Annotated in this window: 17 protein-coding genes and 1 pseudogene; 8 read left to right on the top strand and 10 right to left on the bottom strand. The window is 44.8% G+C overall.

The annotated features are described in order from the left end of the window. Positions 1–527: 527 nt before the first annotated feature. The 3 genes from EBI00_RS10590 to EBI00_RS10580 form a co-directional block, all read right to left on the bottom strand. Positions 528–2,054: a hypothetical protein gene (locus EBI00_RS10590; protein ID WP_123095891.1), complete on the bottom strand. Its 1,527-nt coding sequence runs from the start codon at positions 2,052–2,054 to the stop codon at positions 528–530. 397 nt (positions 2,055–2,451) lie between these two features. Continuing rightward, entirely contained in the window at positions 2,452–3,855 is a 1,404-nt protein-coding gene (locus EBI00_RS10585) for a sigma-54-dependent transcriptional regulator (RefSeq protein WP_123095890.1), read from the bottom strand. Between the two features lie 41 nt (positions 3,856–3,896). Further along, complete coding sequence (locus tag EBI00_RS10580) at positions 3,897–5,606, bottom strand: transporter substrate-binding domain-containing protein (protein ID WP_241557012.1); 1,710 nt, start codon at positions 5,604–5,606, stop codon at positions 3,897–3,899. Positions 5,607–5,941: 335 nt separating this feature from the next. On the opposite strand from EBI00_RS10580, the gene EBI00_RS10575 reads away from it, so the two are divergent. Together EBI00_RS10575 and EBI00_RS10570 are read left to right on the top strand one after the other, a co-directional pair. Next, positions 5,942–6,910, top strand: coding sequence for a TAXI family TRAP transporter solute-binding subunit (locus EBI00_RS10575; RefSeq protein ID WP_123095889.1), 969 nt, complete (start codon positions 5,942–5,944; stop codon positions 6,908–6,910). A gap of 98 nt (positions 6,911–7,008) precedes the next feature. Beyond that, positions 7,009–9,591, top strand: a complete 2,583-nt coding sequence (locus EBI00_RS10570) for a TRAP transporter permease (RefSeq protein WP_123095888.1) — start codon at positions 7,009–7,011, stop codon at positions 9,589–9,591. A gap of 66 nt (positions 9,592–9,657) precedes the next feature. On the opposite strand, the gene EBI00_RS10565 is transcribed toward EBI00_RS10570, so the two are convergent. Next, positions 9,658–10,620 carry a class 1 fructose-bisphosphatase gene (locus tag EBI00_RS10565; protein ID WP_123095887.1) on the bottom strand — a complete coding sequence of 321 codons (963 nt, stop codon included), beginning with the start codon at positions 10,618–10,620 and terminating at the stop codon, positions 9,658–9,660. A 147-nt stretch (positions 10,621–10,767) separates the two neighbouring features. Between EBI00_RS10565 and EBI00_RS10560 the strand changes: the two genes are divergently transcribed. After that, positions 10,768–11,736 (top strand): zinc transporter ZntB, encoded by a 969-nt coding sequence (locus EBI00_RS10560; protein ID WP_123095886.1) that lies wholly within the window; start codon positions 10,768–10,770, stop codon positions 11,734–11,736. A gap of 73 nt (positions 11,737–11,809) precedes the next feature. Here EBI00_RS10560 and rpiA read toward each other — a convergent pair whose 3' ends face one another. Further along, positions 11,810–12,481 (bottom strand): ribose-5-phosphate isomerase RpiA, encoded by a 672-nt coding sequence (rpiA, locus tag EBI00_RS10555; RefSeq protein WP_123095885.1) that lies wholly within the window; start codon positions 12,479–12,481, stop codon positions 11,810–11,812. Between the two features lie 241 nt (positions 12,482–12,722). On the opposite strand from rpiA, the gene ilvA reads away from it, so the two are divergent. From ilvA to EBI00_RS16305, 5 genes and pseudogenes are all read left to right on the top strand, one after another. Further along, complete coding sequence (gene ilvA, locus EBI00_RS10550; protein WP_123095884.1) at positions 12,723–14,228, top strand: threonine ammonia-lyase, biosynthetic; 1,506 nt, start codon at positions 12,723–12,725, stop codon at positions 14,226–14,228. Positions 14,229–14,362: 134 nt separating this feature from the next. After that, positions 14,363–16,096, top strand: coding sequence for an arginine--tRNA ligase (gene argS / locus EBI00_RS10545; RefSeq protein WP_123095883.1), 1,734 nt, complete (start codon positions 14,363–14,365; stop codon positions 16,094–16,096). A gap of 134 nt (positions 16,097–16,230) precedes the next feature. Next, a complete protein-coding gene (locus EBI00_RS10540) occupies positions 16,231–17,211 on the top strand; it encodes an asparaginase domain-containing protein (RefSeq protein WP_123095882.1) in 981 nt (326 codons plus the stop codon). A gap of 158 nt (positions 17,212–17,369) precedes the next feature. Beyond that, positions 17,370–18,506: pseudogene (locus tag EBI00_RS16310) on the top strand (PAS domain-containing protein); the annotation flags it as partial. A 9-nt stretch (positions 18,507–18,515) separates the two neighbouring features. Further along, positions 18,516–19,151, top strand: a complete 636-nt coding sequence (locus EBI00_RS16305; protein ID WP_479680897.1) for a methyl-accepting chemotaxis protein — start codon at positions 18,516–18,518, stop codon at positions 19,149–19,151. A 36-nt stretch (positions 19,152–19,187) separates the two neighbouring features. On the opposite strand, the gene EBI00_RS10530 is transcribed toward EBI00_RS16305, so the two are convergent. From EBI00_RS10530 to EBI00_RS10510, 5 genes are all read right to left on the bottom strand, one after another. Then, on the bottom strand, positions 19,188–19,820 hold the full coding sequence (locus EBI00_RS10530; protein ID WP_123095880.1) for a ubiquinone biosynthesis accessory factor UbiJ: 633 nt from the start codon (positions 19,818–19,820) through the stop codon (positions 19,188–19,190). Between the two features lie 37 nt (positions 19,821–19,857). Then, entirely contained in the window at positions 19,858–20,241 is a 384-nt protein-coding gene (locus EBI00_RS10525; protein WP_123095879.1) for a gamma-butyrobetaine hydroxylase family protein, read from the bottom strand. Between the two features lie 50 nt (positions 20,242–20,291). Next, complete coding sequence (gene hslU / locus EBI00_RS10520; RefSeq protein WP_123095878.1) at positions 20,292–21,614, bottom strand: ATP-dependent protease ATPase subunit HslU; 1,323 nt, start codon at positions 21,612–21,614, stop codon at positions 20,292–20,294. Between the two features lie 57 nt (positions 21,615–21,671). After that, the gene (hslV, locus tag EBI00_RS10515) at positions 21,672–22,223 is read right to left on the bottom strand and encodes an ATP-dependent protease subunit HslV (protein ID WP_123095877.1); all 552 of its coding nucleotides are present in this window, start codon (positions 22,221–22,223) and stop codon (positions 21,672–21,674) included. A 64-nt stretch (positions 22,224–22,287) separates the two neighbouring features. After that, the gene (locus tag EBI00_RS10510; protein WP_123095876.1) at positions 22,288–22,911 is read right to left on the bottom strand and encodes an SPOR domain-containing protein; all 624 of its coding nucleotides are present in this window, start codon (positions 22,909–22,911) and stop codon (positions 22,288–22,290) included. Between the last annotated feature and the right edge of the window lie 61 nt (positions 22,912–22,972).

The following is a 22,972-nucleotide window of genomic DNA, read 5'->3' as shown; positions in this document are numbered from 1 at the left end:
CGCAGGCTCAACGCGTCAGCGCGCATCGATGACCATGGTGATAGTCTTTGCTCATAATCAGAAGGTGCCGTACCAGAAATCTCAGAACGTCTGCGTAAATCGACTACCCTCTGTAGAGTTTCTATATAAGATTGTAATGTGCTGTGCCTGCGACCTCTGAACATTATGACAGTGCAAAGTCAGTTTCCACCGTATTTATCCACACAGCCAGTCGCTCAAGACTCGACTTGGTGGTTGCAGAGACACGAAGACAAGTTGTTGGAAAAAGATGCAATGAAACGGGTTGATTTGGTTTTTTTAGGCGATTCTATAACTCATTCATGGGAGGCGGGTGGTGCAAGTACAATTAACCGCAGGCGATCGCTATCGTAGCTACCTATACCATTCACACGCCTTCTTAGATCTTGACTACAAAGTGCTCGGTTACTCTGCGTGCAAACGTTGTTTTTATTAACAAAAAAGCCCAGTTTGATACTGGGCTCTTACATAGATCTTATGAATAACTATTGATGTTCTCGCGAGTTGTCCTAGACTTGATTTTCAATCGTTTGTGGGCTTTGTGGTGTATTTCTATTTGCAGTATGGTCGTACTCGTCATCTCTTGCATAGGTACGTTGCATATAGATCCCTGCGATCGCCAGGAAAACGCCGGTTACAGCACTAACAAAGGCCAGTGATGAGAACCATATTAAAGCCACTAGGCCGACGGTAGACTTGGGCACATCGATTGCTTGTTCTTTGTTGCTGACATAAGCCGCTAAGCGATATATTTGATTGGAATTTACCAGACGGTTTATTTCATGTTTAATGATGCTCTGCTCTTGGTTTATGCCATAGATTTCTTTGTCTATTATTTTTACTTCTTGTTGAATTAGATCGAATTCAGACAATAACGCTTCTTTTTCTTTTGCCGCTCTGTTTATGGAGCTGTTGCGTGATTGTTCGGCTTGTTGCACTATCCTGTCAAAACTTGCACGGAAGCTCTGACGTTTTTGCTCGTTATCAAGAGAGTGTGCAAGTATTTGCTTTTCTAGGTAATCAATACGAGAGCGTCCTAAATCGATCCGTTTTTGATAGTCTCGTCCCAGCACTTGTAGTTGGTCTTGAAGTTGCTTTTCACTTTGAGTTTGTTGGTCAAGCGCACTACTTCCAGTAGATCTATCTGCAACAGAGTAAAGTCGCTCTTCTTTATCAGTAATTAGCTTACGATATTTTGCCTCTACTTGATTTCGTGTGAAAAATCCTGCTTCAGATAATTGTTGTTGCATCTCTGCTTTTAAATCATCCAATTCTCTTTGCAGCAATTGCTTATCATTTTGTGTGCCTGCAACATAATTGTTGAGTAGGCTTCTGAGGCGTTTTTGAAGCTCATCTCGCTCTTTATCCCATGATGAATATATGTCACGCTCTTTAGCATGCAGGTCATCTATTTCTTCCTGATATTGCTTTCGATTATCTGACTCACTGCTTAGCTGGTTTATCTGCTGATTAATATGTGCTCGCTCTTTATCTAGAGCCGTGTAGTAAGCATTATTTGCGTACTGAACATTAGTAAGGTAATCATTTTCGATTTTTTGTATATCAATAATGTTGATTTTTTCTTTTCTATTTTCAAGGACATCTATTTTATCTTGTAGTAATAGTGACTCATTTTTCTTTTCATCAATGGTGATATTTAAACCAGAAAAGTTACGTTCAAAGCCGTTCAACATGGTTTCGAAGGTAATACCAGCTAATAAAAGTAAGCCAATAAAAAATAGTACTCGCCACCAGAAATGCTTTGCGTACATGAGAGCTGTGGCAACGGGAATTTTGGCAGCCTCAACGACAGCAACTAATACAAAAGGTAATGCCGCAACGAGTATGCTGCTATAGTCGCCGAACGTGAGTGTGCGATTCGTTTTATTTAATTCGGCATACACGGAAAAAGACACAATAATTGATATAAGGAAGCCGATAGAAACAGCGAGGATCTCTACAACCCAAGCGAATTTGACTAGAGAGACACCAATGTTAAAAAGTTTTTGATTTGATAGCTTGTTGTTTGCTTCCATGGTCTGAAATGGTTTCCTGTACTTTAGGCTGATTTTTTGAGATTAAAGCATGTGCTGGTATTGGAAACATTACTAAAATGGTGACTAAATGCTCAGCTGGGCATCAAAATGTTGTTTTTATGTAAAGAATTGTAGTGTGGAGAGTTATGTCCCCCAAAGGTTTCATTAAACGTGCTCTGTACGTTGCTCAACTGGTTCGAAAAGGCGTTATTCAGAGCCTATTAGTGCCTTTAGCAAACAGAGTCCTGAAATTATTCAGAGCGCAGTAATTAAACCTCTTCAAGTTGGCCAGGTAACATCGCATCCTGGATAGTAGAAGTTGAGTTTCACTCACTAACGTAATATTTACTCTTATGAAGAGTAAAAACGATGTCTCAGGCTTGCGTCTAGACCAATATCATTCATTTTGTGTCTTCATATTTTTAAGGCGCTTACTAAGTGCGGGTTGAGAAATACCTAGCATGCGAGCGGCGAGTGACTGGTTGTTATTTGCTCGGAGCATGGCAGTTTCAACGAGGATTGCATTGAGTTGTGACAAGGTAGGGAGGGGGATGTTTTCATCAAAGTGTATGCTAGAGGTAAAGGCTCTATCTTCTTGATTATTGATTAAGAGGGTAAAGGGCTGCAAACTTAATTCGTTGTGCTGACTTTGACTTACTGCATCGTAAATCAGGGCTCTTAGCTCTCTGACGTTACCAGGAAAATGGTGGAATTGCAGTTGTGTGGCAAGCCTTTGAGGGACTTGTAAAAGTGGTTTGTTGAGTTCGTTACAGGCTTGATGTACGAAGAAATCAATAAGTAGAGGTAGGTCGTTTAGACGTTCACGTAATGGCGGTATAGTTACCATATGTGTGCATAAGCGATAATAGAGGTCTTTGCGGAATGTGCCTTGTTGCTGTTGACTCATCAGATCATGGTGTGTGGCGACAATCACTCTGGCATTGATGCGTTTAGGTTGGTCGCTACCAATGGGGTAGTATTCACCTTCCTGTAATAGACGCAGCAGTTTGACTTGTGAATTGGCACTTAAATCACCAATTTCATCAAGGAATAAGGTTCCGCCGGCGGCGCTTTCGACTAGGCCTGGGCGCATTTTATCGGCACCCGTGAAAGCGCCTTTAGCATGGCCGAAGAGGGTGTCTGAAAAGATATTGTCGTCAAGTCCAGCGACGTTTACCGTCACTAAGGGGCCTTTGCGTTCACTGAGTTCGTGTATGGCATGGGCAATAAGCTCTTTGCCTACTCCGCTTTCTCCCGTAATGAGTACAGCTTGACTGCTGGTAGAGATAGACTCCAAGTAGCGAAATGTTGACATCATTTTAGGGTCGGCGGTGATGAAATCAGAAAAGCGATCGGCTTTGTTTAAATCTTGTGAAAGCAGTTTTGCTCTTAGGGCTTGGTTTTCTAAACTGAGCTCTTGGGTATGAATAGCTCGCTTAATAGACTCGAGAATGTGTTCTTGGTCTGTAGTTTTGACAATATAGTCAAATGCTCCGCGTTTAACGCAATCTACGGCTGCATCCACTTGGTTTATGCCGCTGAAAATAATGACGCTAACATGAGGGTATTCTTCTTTCAGCCAGCCGAGTAATGCTTGCCCAGATAAGACGGGCATAGTCAAATCCAGCAGCACCAAGGCGATGTTTTCGTGGGCCATCTTTTGTTGTACTTGCGTCGGGTCTGTACAACTTGTTAGGTTATTTATCCCATAACGTTCTAAAGTCAATGACATACTGCGAACAAAAGAAGGTTCATCGTCAACGAGTAAAATTTTAAATTGTGGATACAGTGTTTGTTGCAATGTGTTGTCCTTACTTTTGTGTAAAACGCGACGAATTACGTTTATTGATGCAATGGAAAAGTAATGGTGGCGGTGGTGCCTTGTCCTGGTGTTGAGTCGAAACAGAGGCGACCCTTGTGTGCCTTTATAATGGTTGCAGACACGGATAATCCAAGGCCTGTGCCACCCATCTCGCGTTTGGTCGTGTAGAACGGATCCGTTAATCGAGGTAGGTTTTCGGCTTGTATACCACAGCCTTGGTCTTCCACAGCCATAATGGCGTTTTCTTTATCAAGGCTGATAAAGGTTGACACTGCCAACGCGCAGTTTTTGTTTTCCAAGGCATCGCAGGCATTAAGTATTAAGTTAATGATGACTTGTTCGATTCGTTGAGGATTCCCTAGAATGCACGGTTTGTTCGGGTCTAGCGTCAGGCGAAAATGGTCGGTGGCATCACGAATAGACTTATCAACCAGACGTACCGCCATGGTGACCGTATCATTGAGGTCGACGGTTTGATGTTTTTCATCCGGTTGTTCACGAGCGAAATCTTTCAAATCGTTAACGATATTGCGGATTCTATCGGTGCTGTGCTGCATTTCATCAAGAAGAAAAGGTATTTCGTCTCTAATACGTTGATACGGTAAACCCGCGAGTTGAAAGTGTGGGTTGTTGACGGCTTCCTGTTCGAGTATGGGTAAAGCGTCCTCCCATGCGGATTGTAAAATGGGTAAGTTCAGCATCAGCAATCCGGTAGGGTTGTTGATTTCATGGGCGACACCAGAGACAAGGACGCCTAGGGATGCCATTTTATCGGCTTGAATGAGCTGCTCCTGGTGGGCCTTAAGTTGGCGAGAGCGTTTCTCAACCTCCTTGCGTAACAAGGTATTCCACACCATGATGATGCCTAAAATAAGAAGCAAAACGAGTATGGTATAAAGCGCATACAGCCCTAGCTTTTTCCATGGTGCTTTTGAATCTCCTATGGTACCAAGCCACTTATCGTAGATTTCTTGTTGGCGGCCGGTATTTTTTAAAATAGCTAACCCCTCGCTAAAAAGTGCGACAAGGTCTTCATTATGGGTGAGAGCACCATAACCTAGACGTTGAGCGGCAACGGGAGCGGCAATGGGTTCTATGTTACTTAGTCCAAGTTCTTTGCTGAGATACAAGCTGGGTAAGTTAGCGGTTAGAGCAAAGTCATGCTTTCCTGAGGCGAGCAGTCGCAGTGCATCAGAATGAGTGGGTACGGGAACAATAACGGCCTTAGGCACAAATTGCTGGAGGTATTCATGCATAATACTGGCTCTTTGCACGATAATGCTGTGGTTATTTACCTCGTTAATATCGTTGATTTTCGGACCATCTTTTCTAGCAAAAAGGGACTGATTCACAATGGAATGCGGAGAAGAATACTTAATGTATTTCGAGCGTTCCTCGGAATAGGCAATGCCCTGAAGAATGTCGTACTCTCCTGCGAATAACCCCGCATAGGCACTTTCCCAATCTGTCATAGTGATATTAACGTCAAAGCCCATCACTTCAGCAATAGCGTAGCTTAATTCAACATGATAGCCCGCTGGATTTCCTGCTTCGTCAGAAAATTCATAAGGTGGGTAGTTATAATCGGCTGCAATATTAATGATGCGCTTTTGCCCTTTGCTCCCTTGGCTATCAGCGGTCCAGCCAGGTTGAATAAATAGGCAAAAAAACAATAAAGCGGAAAAAAAAGGTTTCATGTTAAATGAGAAGTCTAGGCTAAAAAAAGCCATCTTATCGACTCTTTCTAGGAAAGAGAAGTCGTCTTATGACTGGTTGTTTTTACTTTAAGAGTAAAACTCATAACAAAAGTTATAATTATGCAATGGGTTATATTTTCCATCAGTGGCTATATTTTCTTTGGTTTTATCCCGTTTAAATTCACTTTAGTTTTAAAGCTTATAACTTAGGTTATAATTTATTAGATGCTTAAAGCACCAAGCTGACAAGCTTAAAGTTATGTAAATCATAAACTTAGAAAGATTTAATAAGTTGGTATTATAATTGCTTGATTGTGCTGGATCCTGACAAATTTATAACAAAAAAGTGACATTACGAGGAATTCTTAATGAAAAATGCATTGCTTAAAACCGCTATCGCTTCTGCGTTTGCGGTCGCTTCGACTTTTGCTGTGGCTAATGAAACACAATTTGTTTCTATTGGTACCGGCGGCGTTACGGGTGTTTATTACCCAGCCGGTGGGTCTATTTGCCGCATGTTGAACAGAGACCGTAAAGAGCATGGAATTCGCTGTTCTGTTGAATCAACAGGTGGTTCAGGCTACAACGTAAATAGCATACGTGCTGGTGAATTAGAGTTTGGTGTCGCCCAGTCGGATGTTCAAGCCGCTGCACTTGCTGGTAAAGGTCAGTTCCAAGATAACCCATTCCCAGAGCTTCGTTCTGTGTTTTCTTTGCATCCAGAGCCTATTCATTTGATGGCGCGCGCAGATTCAGGCATTAAGTCATTTGATGACCTTGCTGGAAAACGTGTCAACATTGGCAACCCAGGTTCGGGTAATCGCTCTATGATGGAGTTGATGATGGCGGAGAAAGGTTGGACTACGAGTGATTTTGCGTTCGCAGCAGAATTGAAATCGTCAGAAATGGCGCAAGCACTTTGTGACGATAAATTTGATGTCACTATTTTCGTGGCAGGTTTGCCAAACGGTTCTGCTCAAGAAGCGACGACGACATGTGATGTGCGCATGATCCCTTTGGCGGATAAAACGTCGTTGAGTATTCTTAAACAGTACGGTGAATTTTCTCAAGCGGTTATTCCGGCAAATATGTACTCTGGTAACCCTGAAGATGTGTTGACGTTTGGGCCTAAAGCTACAATCGTAACCTCTGCGAATGTCTCCGATAAAGTGGTCTACCAAATGACCAAGGCCGTTTTTGAAAACATCGAGTCCTTCAAACGTTTACATCCTGCTTTTGCTCGTTTAGAGCCTGTAGAAATGGTGCATTCTTCTTTGGTAGCTCCTTTGCATCCTGGTGCTGAGAAGTACTACCGTGAGCAAGGCTTACTTAAGTAAGTCGCTCTCTCATTTAAGATACTTTTCTATTATTTCACTTCTAAAACGCTGGTTTAGCCAGCGTTTTACTTTCACTCATTTATGTTTTGGAAAGGCCTATGTCGTCCCATTCTTCTCACACTCCGGATACCGATAAGTTAGACGAACTGGTTGCCGAAGCCGATACCGGTAAGCGGGCACCCAAGGGTCGTATTGCGATCGCTTTGCTGTTCTTTTTGCCCCTGTGTTGGTCTTTATTTCAGCTTTGGATTGGCTCACCGCTTCCGTCTCAGTTTGGCTTTGGGTTTATTAACGATACTCAGTCTCGTGCGCTGCATTTGGCTTTTGCCGTCAGTTTGGCTTTTTTGGCGTTTCCTGCGTTTAGCAATAGTCCAAGCCATCGAATTCCGTGGTTAGATTATGCCTTGGCAGTAGTAGGGGCATTTTGTGCGTCCTATCTGTTTTTATTCAATGATGCGCTTGCCACGCGCCCAGGCTTGCCTACCACGATGGATTTGCTTGTAGCCTGTGTTGGGTTGATGCTTACACTTGAGGCAGCCCGTCGCTCCTTGGGCCCGCCTTTGATGATAGTCGCTATCGTATTTTTGCTGTACGTCTTCTTTGGTGATGCTTCGTGGTTGCCTGAAATACTGCGATGGAAAGGGGCGTCTATAGAAAAAGCCATGACCCACATGTGGTTAACAACGGAAGGTGTGTTTGGGATTGCTCTTGGTGTGTCATCGGGTTTTGTTTTCTTGTTTGTATTATTTGGCGCGTTGTTAAATCAAGCTGGTGCAGGCAATTATTTTATTCAAGTGGCTTTTGCCTTGTTAGGGCACATGCGCGGTGGCCCAGCAAAAGCGGCTGTATTGTCATCGGCAATGACAGGGTTAATCTCAGGTTCATCTATTGCGAACGTGGTAACAACCGGGACGTTTACGATTCCTTTGATGAAAAAAGTGGGCTTTAGCCCAGAAAAAGCCGGTGCGGTTGAAGTGTCCTCATCCGTAAATGGTGTCATCATGCCGCCAGTGATGGGGGCGGTGGCGTTTTTGATGGTCGAATACGTCGGTATTTCTTACATTGAAGTGGTGAAACACGCTTTTCTACCCGCGACTATTTCCTATATTGCGCTCCTGTACATTGTGCACCTGGAAGCACTTAAAGCCGATATGCGTGGATTACCTCGTTCAACACCAGCGCGTACATGGCAAATGGCGCTGCTGCGCAGTGGTATTATCTTGTCCAGCACGATGATTTTAGCTGGGGCGTTATACTACTTAGTCTCCGCCATAAAATGGGTCTTGGGTGATTGGTCTTCAATCGGTTTATTGCTACTGATCGTCGTTGGGTATTTCAGTTTGTTGTACATATCCGCTAAAAGTAAAGACCTTAATATGAGTGATACCGACGGTGAAATTATGAAATTGCCGGTATTTGCTGACATTTATCGTGCGGGGTTGTACTACCTTGTGCCTTTGGTTCTGCTGATTTGGTTTTTAATGGTGGAGCGTAAATCGCCAGGGTTATCGGCGTTTTGGGCGTGCATGTTAATGGCTTTTATTTTGGTGACACAAAAGCCATTAAAAGCATTCTTCCGTGGCCAATCGAATCTTACCGGTCAGTTAAAGCAGGGGGTATGGGACCTAATTGAAGGGCTGAACACTGGCGCTCGCAACATGATTGGCATTGGTGTTGCGACTGCAACCGCAGGCGTGATCGTCGGTACCGTTACCTTGACGGGTGTTGGTCAGGTCATGGCAGAGTTCATTGAGTTGCTGTCTGGCGGTGTCTTAATCATCATGCTGCTGATGGTGGCGCTTATTTCTCTAATTCTAGGCATGGGGTTACCCACAACGGCGAATTATATCGTTGTGTCTTCGCTAATGGCGGGTGTTGTTGTGGAGTTGGGTGCTCAATCAGGCCTGATTGTGCCCTTAATAGCCGTTCATATGTTTGTGTTTTACTTTGGCATCATGGCAGACGTGACGCCACCTGTAGGATTAGCGTCGTTTGCAGCCGCGGCCGTTTCAGGTGGCGACCCCATTAAAACCGGCTTTACGGCGTTTTTCTATTCGATGCGTACAGCATTATTGCCATTCTTATTCATTTTCAACACGGACTTATTGTTGATTGATGTAACTTGGTGGGAAGGGATCGTGGTGTTTGTTGTGTCATTGGCCGCGATGCTTGTTTTTGCCGCAGCGACACAAGGTTACTTTTTTGCTCGGAGCAAACTGTGGGAAAGTGCGTTGTTGCTGTTGGTGGCTTTTACCTTGTTCCGTCCTGGGTTCTGGCTGGATCAGGTGATTCCTCCGTACCAGCAGTATCAAGGTGCTGAGTTAATGTCCTATATTGATCAACATCCACAGATGGAAAACGTGCGGTTATCGGTTGAGGGGGAAAACTTAGACGGTCGCTGGATTGAGAGGATGGTCGATTTGCCTTTGACGACAAGCGGTGATGCGACTGAGCGTCTTTTTGATGGTGCAGGACTTGAACTGCGTAATGAAGACAACCGTGTTTATATTGATCAGTTAGCATTTGGTGGTATCGCAGAGCAAAGAAAGCTCGATTTCGATTGGGAAATCACGGGCTTTGAAATCGAGAATCAACGTCCTGCGAAGGAGTGGTTTTTTATACCCGCTTTCTTACTGGTACTTTGGATAATACGTCGTCAGAAAAAGCGTCTTACTGACTAGTATAAATGGTGCATTACCCAACAATCAGTAGGTCGGGTAATGCACAGAGTTTATGACAACTCGCGGTTATGAATAACTAAGGCAAGTATCTACTTCGTTGGCCGCACCTAAAATAACCGCAACTCTTTGGTGAATGGCTTCAGGTTGAATGTCTAGAATACGCTGAGTGTGTGTATGAGCTTTACCACCGGCTTGTTCTAGCAGCATTGCCATTGGGTTGGCTTCGTACATCAGACGCAATTTACCCGCCTTAGACGGGTCTTTGTTATCCCATGGGTAAATAAAGATACCGCCACGACAAAGAATACGATGAACATCCCCCACCATAGCCGCTACCCAGCGCATGTTAAAGTTCTTACCACGCTGGCCATCTTTGCCTTTGACAAGGTCATTGACATAATTTTGCATGTTGGCAGACCAAAAACGCTGGTTCGACATATTGATGGCGAATTCTTGTGTTTCTTGGGCGACGCGAATGTTTTCATGGGTTAAGACAAAGGTGCCTTGAGTCGGGTCGTAGGTAAACATGTTGACGCCATTGCCTGTAGTGAGTACCAGCATGGTGGATGGGCCATACAAAACGTAGCCTGCCGCGACTTGTTCTTTGCCAGGAATCAAGAAATCCGCTTCGGTTGCAGGCTGGTCACCAGTTTGGTGATAGATTGAAAAAATAGTACCCACCATGGCGTTGATATCGATGTTAGACGAACCGTCTAATGGATCAAAGGCGATGAGGTATTCGCCATCGGTATTGGCTGGTACTATGTAATCTTCTTCTTCTGAAGCGATGGCTCTCACAGCAGGGCAAGCAAGGAGCGCGTCTTTAAGCATGTCGTTTGAAATGACATCCAGTTTCTTTTGTTCTTCGCCTTGAACATTTTCATTACCAGCCATTCCGAGAATGCCAGCCAGAGATCCTTGCTTAAGTGCATCTGATATCGCGATGCATGTCTCGGTTGTCACCGTTAAAACCGTTTGTAATGTTTCTGGTACCGCGCTGGACGCTAGGACATCCGTTAAATTTTGCATGGTCTGGCATTTCCTTGTTATTTGAGTTGGTCGAAATTATGCCACTCTAACAAAGAGGTGTCAGCCAAGGGGGCGATATGAGGCCAAAATAAATAGGGATATTGCCGTTTTTCAGATACGCTACGCAAAATATCGAGAGGAGAAGGTATGTCTGAGTTTGTGGTGCACAATTTAGAACTTGATGGCTTAGGCGGCGCGAGATCGTTACCGTTGTTAGATTTGCCTAAGGTATTGCCTGAGCAAGGTTGCCGATGGGTGCATTTAGATTGTTATGAAGAAGAAGGTTATACGTGGTTGTCGGATGTGGAGGGGATTCCAGAAACGGTTGCGGAAGCTTTGTTTGCTGAAGAAACGCGTCCTCGTACGATCAGAATGGGAAAAGGTCTATTATTGACCCTTAGAGGGGTGAATTTAAACCCAGAATCTAATCCGTCTGACATGGTGTCTTTACGTCTTTGGGTAACGCCTCACTTTATTGTATCAAGTCGACGACGCAAATTATTATCGGTACAGAGCGTCGTAAAGGATCTTAATAACAATGAAGGTCCCCTCAATACGGCGGATGTGGTTGCGACCTTAACGGAAACCTTGACCGATAGAATGGCAAAAGTGATCACGGACCTGGAGGACGAGCTAGCCGATTTAGAAGAAAGCATTGGAGAAGGCATTGAGTCTGGACAACGTGATTCGCTGGTTCAGCGTCGTCTTGAAACAATTCGCCTAAGACGCTTTTTGGTGCCACAGAAAGAAGCGATTGTTAAGCTTTCTCAGGAGTCAGTATCTTGGATGAATCAAGATCAAATTGCTCGTATTCACGAAGCGGCCAACGATATCACCCGCTATGTCGAGGGATTAGAGTCACTGCGTGAGCGCTGTTTATTGATGCAAGAAGAGTTCGCCAATTTACAATCCGAGAAAATGAACGCGCGCATGTACGTTTTGTCCATTTTATCTGGAATCTTTCTGCCGTTAGGCTTTTTAACAGGCTTATTTGGAATCAATATCGGTGGCATGCCTGGAACGGAAAGCGTAGATGCTTTTTGGCTATTCTGTATCGCCTTAGTGATTTTAGGTGGTGGGCAGTTTGTCTTGATGCGCCGAAGCCGCTGGTTTTAATTTTATAGATCGATTGAAGAGGATAGGCTCAAAGTGTCAAGCAAGGGCCACTTTGAGCCTACAGGTGGGGCGCTTAGCGCTTAAGCGTCTTAACGCCCTCTTTTGTACCTAGTAGCAAAACATCTGCAGGGCGTTTTGCGAACAATCCATTCGTCACTACACCCACAATGCCGTCGATGCTTTTTTCTAACGCAATCGGGTCCAGTATGTTTAAATTGTACACATCTAAAATGTGGTTGCCGTTATCGGTCACTACGCCTTCTCGATATACTGGATCACCGCCCAATTTGACGAGCTCTCGTGCAACGTGACCGCGCGCCATAGGAATGATTTCAACCGGTAATGGAAAGTCGCCTAGGATTTTTACTAATTTGGATTCATCGGCAATGCAGACAAACTCCTCACAACTTGCAACTACGATCTTTTCACGTGTCAAGGCTGCACCGCCGCCTTTAATCAAGTGCAAATGCTCATCAGACTCGTCTGCACCATCTACATACACTCGAACCGAGTTGACGGTGTTTAAGCCATAAACTGGGATGCCATGCTTCTTTAGGCGCTCCGCAGTGGCTTCTGAGCTAGCTACTGCGCCATCAAAGTCATTTTTATGTTTGGCTAGCTCATCAATAAATAAGTTTGCCGTAGAGCCTGTGCCCACCCCAACGATTGTATCGGATTCTAGCATGGGCAAAATATAGTCAACGGCTGCCTTGGCAACCGCTTGTTTAAGTTCGTCTTGAGTCATGGTGTATCGCCTTTTATTGTGGTCTTGTAAGGGCATTTTTCATTGGGCTTATTGTACAAAATAAGTCCTCACTGAGAGTCGGTGCATTATAAGCGCTTTGACTCCGAGTTGTTACCCTGCCGAATTCATCTGTTGGGTTAATTTATACGTTTTTGATGCGCCATTAGAGGGTATGCTGCTTTGCGTCAAAGGGTGTGAAAGAGTATATTTCCTACTCGGTTTTTTCTATCTAGGACACACTATGCCTCATTCCATGATCAAAAAGATTCTACAGGCGCGCGTTTATGACGTTGCCGTAGAAACACCACTGTCTCGTGCCAATCAATTGTCGAATCGATTGGGCAACGAGATTATTTTGAAGCGAGAAGATTTACAGCCGGTTTTCTCCTTCAAAATTCGTGGGGCATACAACAAGATTTGTCAGTTAACACCAGAAGAACGTGCTCGTGGTGTTATTGCCGCATCGGCAGGCAACCACGCGCAAGGCTTGGCTTTGGCGGCGAAGAAGCTGGGCATTCAAGCGACGATTGTGATGCCAGCGACCACACCAGAAGTGAAAGTCAGCGCGGTACGCAATCACGGAGCAGAAGTGATTTTGTTTGGTGATGCCTTTGATGAAGCCTCGGCAAAGTCTCGTGAAATCATGGAGAAAACGGGCCAAGTCTACGTTCATCCATTTGATGATTTGGACACGATTGCGGGTCAAGGTACGATCGGCATGGAAATTCTGCACCAGCACGAAGGTAATATCGACGCGATTTTCGTTCCTGTTGGCGGCGGTGGTTTAATCGCTGGAATAGCAGCCTATGTAAAATACTTGCGCCCAGACATCAAAATTATCGGTGTTGAGCCAGAAGATGCCGCGTGTCTAAAAATAGCGATGGAAAAAGGCAAGCCAACTCGTTTAGCGACGGTGGGTATTTTTGCGGAAGGCGTTGCCGTGGCAGAAATTGGTCATAACACCTTTGCGATCGCCAAAGACACGGTCGACGAAGTAATAACGGTAACCACTGATGAAATGTGTGCAGCGATTAAAGACATTTACGACGATACGCGTGCGATCACAGAACCGGCTGGTGCGTGTGCCTTAGCCGGATTGAAAAAGTACATCGAGCGTGAAGACGCGAAAGGTCAAACGCTGATTGCCATCAACAGTGGTGCAAACGTGAATTTTGACCGCTTACGCCATGTCTCTGAACGAGCAGAATTGGGCGAAAAGCGTGAAGCTATCATTGCTGTTAAGATTCCAGAGCATCCGGGCAGCTTTAAAGACTTTTGCCAAGCCTTGGTGGGTCGCAATATCACCGAATTTAACTATCGTTATGGGGATGATCAAGAAGCCATTATCTTTGTTGGTGTGGCGTTGGGTGGCAGTCCTCACAGTCGTAAAGAATTGTTAGCCGACTTGAAAGACTATGAAATTGTTGATTTGACAGACGATGAAACCGCTAAAGTGCATGTTCGTCACATGATCGGTGGACATCTACGCAGCGAGAAAGGTGAGTTGCTGTACACCTTTGAGTTTCCTGAACGCCCAGGTGCTTTGTTGAAATTCCTAAATACGCTTGGTGGTCAATGGAATATTTCCATGTTCCATTATCGCAATCATGGTGATGCTTACGGTCGCGTCTTGGTGGGGTTGCAAGCGGTCGGAGAAGAAGCCGATGTGACTCAGTTCTTAGATGAGCTAGGTTATCCGTACCAAGACGAAAATAACAACCAAGCTTGTAAGTTGTTCTTTCGCTAAAAGCGTGAAAATCGGTTATTATTGCTATCATTATTTTTTGAATTCAGCCCTCTGATTGGTAACAGTCCGAGGGCTGTGTGATTCTAGTATGCTGCTTTAATGAGCGGTGTATTTACTGTTTAAAGGTCCCCCTTGTGAATATTCAAACTCTTCTAAATCAACGCATTCAAGCGGCTATGGTGGCGGCTGGCGCGTCTGATACTGCGCAAGCATTAGTTCGTCAATCCGCGAAAATACAATTTGGTGATTACCAAGCCAACGGTATTATGGGCGCAGCAAAAGCGCTAAAAATGAATCCTCGTGATTTTGCCCAAGCCACACTAGAAAAATTGGATTTATCAGATCTTGCCGACAAGGTAGAAATCGCCGGCCCTGGTTTTATCAATATTTTCTTGAAGAATGTATGGTTGAGCAAAGAGTTGGTGCAATTGCGTACCAGCGAGCGTCTTGATGTCAATCCTGTTGATGCTCCAGAAACCGTTGTTGTCGATTACTCTGCGCCAAACCTTGCCAAAGAGATGCACGTTGGTCATTTGCGTTCTACCGTTATTGGTGACGCGGTTGTTCGCACGTTAGAGTTCTTTGGTCATCATGTGGTTCGTCAAAACCACGTAGGCGATTGGGGTACGCAATTCGGTATGTTGTTGGCTTACATGGCGCGTTTGCGTGCCGAAAATGCCAAAATCAGCATGGCGCTTTCCGATCTTGAAACCTTCTATCGTGCGGCGAAAACCTGCTTTGATGAAGACGAAGCGTTCGCGGCTCGTGCTCGTGAATTGGTTGTTGCCTTGCAGTCTGGTGATGAAGAATGTTTGGCGCTTTGGGATGAGTTTATCGAAATCTCTATGGCGCACTGTGAAGAAACCTACAAGATGTTAGGTGTTTCTTTAGAGCGTCAGCACGTGATGCCAGAAAGTGCTTATAACGATGACTTACAGAACGTTATCAATGAGCTAAAAGATCAAGGTTTGCTGCAAGAGTCCAATGGCGCACAGTGTGTGTTCATGGAAGAGTTCGCCAATAAAGAAGGCGAGATCACACCTATTATCGTCCAAAAAACCGGTGGTGGCTTCTTGTATGCTACAACGGATTTAGCGGCGGTGCGTTTCCGTCAACATACTTTGAATGCCAACCGTGTGTTGTATTTTGTGGATGCACGCCAGTCTTTGCATTTCCAACAAATTTTCACCTTGTCTCGCAAAGCGGGCTTTGTGAAACCAGAAACACAACTGGAACACATGCCGTTTGGTACCGTAATGGGCAGTGATGGTAAGCCATTCAAAACTCGTTCTGGTGGTGTTGCGAAATTGTCGTCTTTATTGGAAGAAGCTCAAGAGCGCGCTTATCAATTGGTGGCGTCGAAGAATCCAGAAATGGGCGAAGAAGAGTTGCGTAACATTGGTCGTGTGGTCGGTATTGCTTCGGTGAAATACGCTGATTTATCGAAAAATCGTACCAGTGATTACGTTTTCAACTGGGATACCATGTTGAGCTTCGAAGGCAACACAGCGCCTTACTTGCTGTACGCTTATTCTCGCGTAGCGAGCATCGTTAAACGCTCTGAAATTGATGTGGCGAGCTTGACCGGTGAGATTGCTATTGAAGAGCCACAAGAGCGTGCTTTGGCGGTTAAGCTGTGTCAGTTTGAAGAAGCGATTCAACAGGTTGCTAACGATGGTATGCCACATTTCTTGTGTGCTTACTTGTACGATTTAGCGGGAACCTTTATGACTTTCTACGAAGCTTGCCCTATTCTGAATACCGAAGACGAAGTGAAACATAGCCGTTTACAATTGGCGTTGAACACGGCTTCAACTCTGAAACTTGGCTTGTCTTTGCTAGGGATTGAAACCTTAGAGCGCATGTAAAATTTCCCTACCGGTTTGTTTTAATGAATAAAATAAAAGGCGCTTTTCTGCTCGATTAGCGCCTTTTATGTTTTAAATCTTAAGTGACATAATCCGCACGTAAAATAGGATTAATAAAGAGGAAGAATCAGTAGATGAAGATTTATATTGCCTACACAGGTGGCACCATTGGTATGGTGCCTTCAGATCAAGGCTTAATTCCCGATGCGGCCTTTGCGGATCATCTTACCCAACATTTAAACGAATCCGATGAACTTGCCCACGATTTTGTGATTGCCAGTTATCCAACCTTGATCGACTCCTCCAATGCGACGCCAAAAGACTGGCAAACCATCGGCCGTGATATTGAAAGCAAATGGCATGATTTTGACGCATTTATTGTATTGCATGGCACAGACACCATGGCTTATACCTCGGCGGCGTTGTCTTTCATGTTTGCTAATAGTGAAAAACCTATCATAGTGACAGGCTCGCAAGTGCCCATGTACAAGGTACGTACTGATGCCATGATCAATGTAATGGGCGCTATCTCCGCCTGTGAAGAACTTAACGGTGAAAAGAATCGCAGTGGTGTGTTTTTATTCTTTGCAGGGCGATTGATAGAAGGCGACCGAGCCCATAAAGCTCACACCAGTGACTGGCAAGCTTTCAGCTCGCCAAACTGCCCAGAGCGAGGCTTATTAGGTATTGATTGGCGCTGGCGCTCTACGGATGTTGTGAAACAACCGATGACCATTCAGATCCCTGATATGGACGAAGGTGCTGTTACTATTTTGCCTGTTTTTCCAGGTGTGAAAGTTGCTCATTGGCAAGGTTTGTTGAGTGAGAACGTAAAAGGTGCTGTGTTATTAAGCTATGGGGCTGGCAATGCTCCCGATAAAGATCCTGCTCTTTTAGCGCTATTAAAAGCGGCGACAGACCGCGGAGTTGTTATCGTTAATGTGAGCCAATGTGGCGCTGGAAGTGTGGCTGAGGGCGCTTATGCGGCTGGCTCTGCTTTAGTGAAAGCCGGCGTTATTTCTGGTAAAGACATGACTTACGAAGCCGTGTTTGCCAAGTTACATTTTTTGATTGGGTCTGGGTTAACTCATCAAGAGATACTAAGACGGTTTTGAACCTTACCAACCAACCCATTTGTGTAGCACTTTACGGGTAATATTTTTTTGACTTGATTTACTTCATCAATGAATTGGTGATCGATTACTGCGAATAAGGCGTTACAAATAAATACTTGTTCAAATGAAAAAAAACTGTCTAAATTCAATTTAATTTCATGAAATCTAATATTGAAATACACATAAGTGGGGTGGGTATGGGGTTCTTTTCAAACAGCAGTGAAAAACAAGCGTTAGAGCAAAGTATTATTGCCGTTATTACAATTGATACCAAAAATACAGTGACCTTTTTTAATCCTGCGGCTGAAAAGTTGTGGGGTTATGAACGCCAAGAAGTTATTGGCCAGAATGTGGCCATGTTGATTCCACAAGAACTTAGGACCAACCATGATGGTTATGTCCAGCATCATAGAGACTCAGGTGTTGATAAAATAGTAGGTAGCTCCAGAGAAGTGCAGCTACAGAAAAAAGACGGCGTAAGAGTTTGGGTTCAGTTATCTCTATCTCAGGTGATGGTTGGTAAGCAAAAGCATTACACGGCATTTGTTCGAGAAGTAACAAAAGAGCGTCGCGAACAAGAGATAACCAGACAAACTTTAGAGCAAGCATTGGATGCGGTGGTTTGTATTGACTTACAAAATTGCGTGACTTTGTATAATAAGGCCGCAGAAAAACTTTGGGGTTACACAAAAGAAGAGGTAATTGGTAATAATGTTAAAATGCTTGTGCCAGCTGCCATCCAGCCCCAACATGATGAGTTAATTGATCGAAACCGCCGTACTGGGGTAGATAAAATTGTTGGTACGAGTCGCGAGATTAAAATCGAGCGCAAAGATAAAAGCGTTGTTTGGGGCCAATTATCATTATCAAAAATTGAGCTTGACGAAGGGACTCTTTATACCGCTTTTGTTAAAGATGTGACCGAGGAAGTTAAGCAGCGAGCTGAACGTGAAATGCTGTCTTTGGTGGCAAACGAGACAGATAATGCCGTTGTTATAACCGACGCATCTGGTCTTATTGAATACGTTAACCAAGGTTTTGAGCGCTTAACTGGTTACAAAATGGACGAAGTCCGTGGTAAAAAGCCAGGGTCTTTTTTACAAGGGCACGAAACAAACCCTTCCACAGTGAACAATATTCGCCACCACATCGCCAATAAAACTTCCTTCTATGATGAAATTCTTAATTACTCTAAGAGTGGAGAACCCTATTGGGTTTCCCTTTCCATTAACCCTGTATTTGATAATGAAGGAAAGGTTAAAAACTTTATTTCTGTGCAAGCAAATATTACCCAAGTTAAGCAAATGGCGTTGGATTTTACCCGTAAGCTAGATGCAATTAGCGAAGCATTGGTTATGGTTGAGTTTGATACGAAATTCTCTTTGTTAAAAGTGAATGATTTAATGGAGAACAAAATCCAAGGCCTTATGAAAGCGGAAGATTTTGGTGTCTTTATCATGAGTAAACTGACAGACCATCAAAAATCTGAATTGAATACTAAAGGGAGCTTGAGTTTACAAACAGATATACATAGCTCTAATCACATGCTCAGTATTGATGCCAAGCTTTGTTCATTACGCAACTTTAAAGGCGAAGTGACTCAGTACGTTTACTTTGGTATTGACGTGACTGACCGCAAATTGACAGTGATAAAGACACAAGAAGCGATGTCTGAGGTGGTTGCGGTAAGCAATAAAATCAGCGAGATGGTAAGCACTATTAATGGCATATCGGAACAAACGAATTTACTGGCGTTAAACGCAGCCATTGAAGCCGCTAGAGCAGGAGAGATGGGTCGAGGCTTTGCCGTCGTTGCTGACGAGGTACGATCACTGGCCGCCAACTCTAAGAGTTCAAGCAATCAAATTGATGGCTTAGTAAGTGATACGCTGTCTAAAGTGGACGAGCTTGCTGAGCTATTGAAAAAGATAGACAACTGACTTCTAAGTAAACAATCACCAGCCAGTCAGGTTAACTTAGTTAGCCTGACTTTTTCTTTTCTCAAGCATTCTTAATCTAGCGTCAGCGCGATCAATCAAGGTGCCGAAGCGTTCTATCTCATCGACGAAGTGGTCGAATTCAATTTTGCTGGGCAGTAGCTGGGTGTCGGTTTGTAGTCGATGAACCAGTTGCATTCTGACGTTGGTGGCGAATTCTTTGCTCCAAGACCATTTTGCGCGTAACAAGCGAGCGAGTGTGGCCGCTGAGAGATCGCCGATGTGGTCAGCAAGCAGTCCTTCCCAGTCGAGTTCAAAGTTTTGCATGACTTTATGCAATGTCATTAGGGCTTGTGCATTGCCTTGAATACGCAGGTCGCCATCAAAGAAACCATCGCCATCCAGTAGTTTTCGATAGGCGGAACTGGGTCCTTGTACCAAGGTATCTAATCGCGGATCAAGTTCAATGTCGTCTAGACTTTCTGGACGATTCAGCATGACGCCTTGTTCAAGAATATGAACCTGCAAAATAAAGGCAAAGTCTTCCACATACAGAAAGATTTGTTGCCCCGCCAGTTTTTGTAAGCGATCTTGAGAAGGTGTGTCTTGCTTGAGCGCTAGATTAATCGCTTTTTCAATGACACTAAGCGCCGATAAACTGAGTGAACTCATAAAATGTTCCTGAGGTAGATGGAAGTATGACAAGCCGTTAAAGCTGGTGGATCTGAATCACAGAAGTGTCCCGCGTCTTACCTTCTTTTTCAAGGCGATCAAGGTACATTTGCCAGAGTTCATCGTGATTTTTGCCAATATTATAGAGGTATTCCCAGGTATAAAGGCCAGTATCGTGACCATCGTCGAAGGATATTTTTAGAGCATAATTACCTGCTCCTTCGATATTATGGATGGCCACGTTTTTTTTACCGTATTGTAAAATGGGTATTTGCATACCGTGTCCACGAACTTCGGCAGAAGGTGAGTGAATCCTCAGATATTCAGCACTTAGGCGGAACGCTTGACCATCGGCGAATGTGACCGCCAACTCGCGAGATTGCTTATGGTAGTGAATTTTGGTTGGCGCGGGGGTGGCCATGCTTGCTTTCCTTTTTAAGTGAGCCTTCATGGAAGGCTCACTGTCATGCTTTATAAAATGTATTGGCTGAGGTCTTGGTCTTTGGCGATTTCACCAAGCTGTTCATCCACATACGCCGCGGTGATGTCCACAGTTTGGTCATTCGGCATGTCGCTGGCAGAATAAGACACTTCTTCTAATAAGCGTTCTAGTACCGTATGCAAGCGACGGGCCCCGATGTTTTCCGTGCGTTCGTTTACTTGAAACGCGATCTCGGCAATACGCTGGATGCCTTCTTCGGTGAAGTTTAGGTTGATGCTTTCTGTTTTAGCCAGTGCCACATATTGCTTGGTCAAGGACATGCTTGGCTCGACTAAAATGCGCTTGAAATCGTCGACTGTCAGAGCATCCAGTTCGACTCGGATCGGTAAGCGGCCTTGCAGCTCAGGAATCAAGTCGGATGGTTTGGATAAATGAAAGGCGCCAGAGGCAATAAATAAGATGTGATCGGTTTTGATCATGCCGTATTTAGTGCTCACCGTACAACCTTCTACCAAAGGTAATAGGTCACGCTGTACGCCCTCACGGGACACTTCACCGCCAGAGCGTTCTGAGCTTTTTGCGACTTTATCGATTTCATCTAAGAAAACGATACCGTTTTGCTCCACTGCTTCAACGGCACGTGCTTTGAGTTCTTCCTCATTGACCAGTTTGGCTGCTTCTTCATCGCGAACCTGGCGCAAGGCGTCTTTTACCTTCATTTTGCGTTTTTTCGTTTTTTTAGAGCCCAAGCTTGAAAACATGCTTTGCAGTTGGCTTGTCATTTCTTCCATGCCTGGCGGTGTCATGATTTCTACACCCATTGGGGAATCAGAAACGTCAATGTCGATATCTTTGTCGTCCAATTGCCCTTCACGTAATTTCTTACGAAAAATCTGACGCGTGCTGTTGTCTTCCAATTCTGGATCGCCGCCACGAGCCGGTGGTAATAACACATCCAGAATCCGGTCTTCTGCGGCGTCTTCTGCTTTGTGGCGCAATCTTTCGGTTTCTTGTTCGCGGAACATCTTGATAGCCATTTCGACCAGATCACGAATAATAGACTCTACATCACGGCCAACATAGCCTACTTCGGTAAATTTGGTGGCTTCGATTTTGATAAAGGGTGCGTTGGATAGTTTAGCCAAACGACGTGCAATTTCGGTTTTACCCACACCCGTTGGCCCTATCATAAGAATGTTTTTCGGCGTTACTTCGGCGCGCATATCTTCAGGAAGTTGCATGCGACGCCAGCGGTTGCGCAGCGCGATGGCTACGGCACGCTTGGCCTCTTGTTGGCCGATAATATGATTGTCTAAGGCGTTAACCGTCTCTCTTGGGGTCATGCTGCTCATGGTCAATTCTCTTCTATAATCTGTGATGGTGGTTGCTGCGTCGCGTCAGACAGTGCTTTATTCAGACTTATCTTCGAGCTGCGGGTCTATGGTGATCGCTTCTATGGTTAGGCTGTGATTGGTGAATACACAGATATCGGCAGCAATGTTAAGGCTTTTCTCAACGATGTCTTTTGCGGATAAATCGGTGTTGTCGATTAAGGCGCGTGCGGCGGCTTCGGCGTAGTTGCCGCCTGATCCAATTGCCAAGGCACCATGTTGTGGCTCGACGACATCGCCTGTGCCTGTGATGATTAAGGTGCTGTCTTTGTTTGCGACAATCAACATGGCTTCTAGTTTTCGCAGCGCTCGGTCGGAACGCCAGTCTTTGGCAAGATCTACGGCAGCTCTAACAAGATGGCCTTGGTGTTTTTCGAGTTGGCCTTCGAAGCGTTCGAATAAGGTGAAGGCGTCAGCGGTTCCGCCAGCAAAACCTGCTATCACTTCTCCACGGTAAAGACGACGCACTTTTCGAGCATTGCCTTTCATCACGGTGTTGCCTAAAGAGACTTGTCCATCGCCGCCTACGACAACCTGATTACCTTTTCGTACAGTTAGAATTGTGGTCATTGTCTACTCCCATTTCGATCTTAACAAAATGGGGGCAGACAAATAAATTTCAAGCAAGGCGCCGCTATTGTTCTTTATCTACTTTGTAGGAGTAAGGCGAAATATCCATAGAGACCAATCTGTCTTCTGCCCGCTTCATTTTTGAGCGGGAATCGTAGGGGCCAAGAATGACACGGAACCAAGGTTTTTCATTCTGCCCCGTTGTTTCGCGAACACTGGTTTCGACTAACCCAGATAAAATTAATTGCGCGCGCATTCTGTCTGCGTCTTCGGGATTTCTGAAAGAAGCTGCCTGTAACATGTAGTAATAATCTTGCTCGCCTCTTGGTGTAGATTGATAAGCGTCTACGTGGCTGGTATCGACCTTGCTGTCTTGTAAAATTTGATAGAACTCAAAGGTATCTTTTTTGGGCGCTACCTCAACTTTTGGTGCCGCTTCTACGGTTTTTTTAGCGGGTGCTGGAGCAACCGGTTTAGGTGTGACCTTGGCGGGCTGGGAGGCGGCAGGTTTTGCGTCTGGTGACACCTGATTCAGCTGCATTAGGCCAAAAATAAACGCGACAACAATGCCTGGGACAAGCAGCCACAACCACCAAGCCGTTTTTCGTTTGCGGGGTGCCGGTGATCGACGTGTTGCGCCTTTTCTTGGCGGCGTGCGTTTGGTCGCTATCTGTACGGGATTAAACATAATCTTGGCTTTTTGCTATATAAAATAATGAGGTTGCGTATAAGTCGCACATTATGGGGGC

Origin of the sequence: Marinomonas hwangdonensis, from assembly GCF_003721245.1 — a bacterium.
Taxonomy (GTDB): domain Bacteria; phylum Pseudomonadota; class Gammaproteobacteria; order Pseudomonadales; family Marinomonadaceae; genus Marinomonas; species Marinomonas hwangdonensis.
Note: the sequence above shows the minus strand (reverse complement) of the source record. Positions and strands in the feature narration are given on the sequence as shown.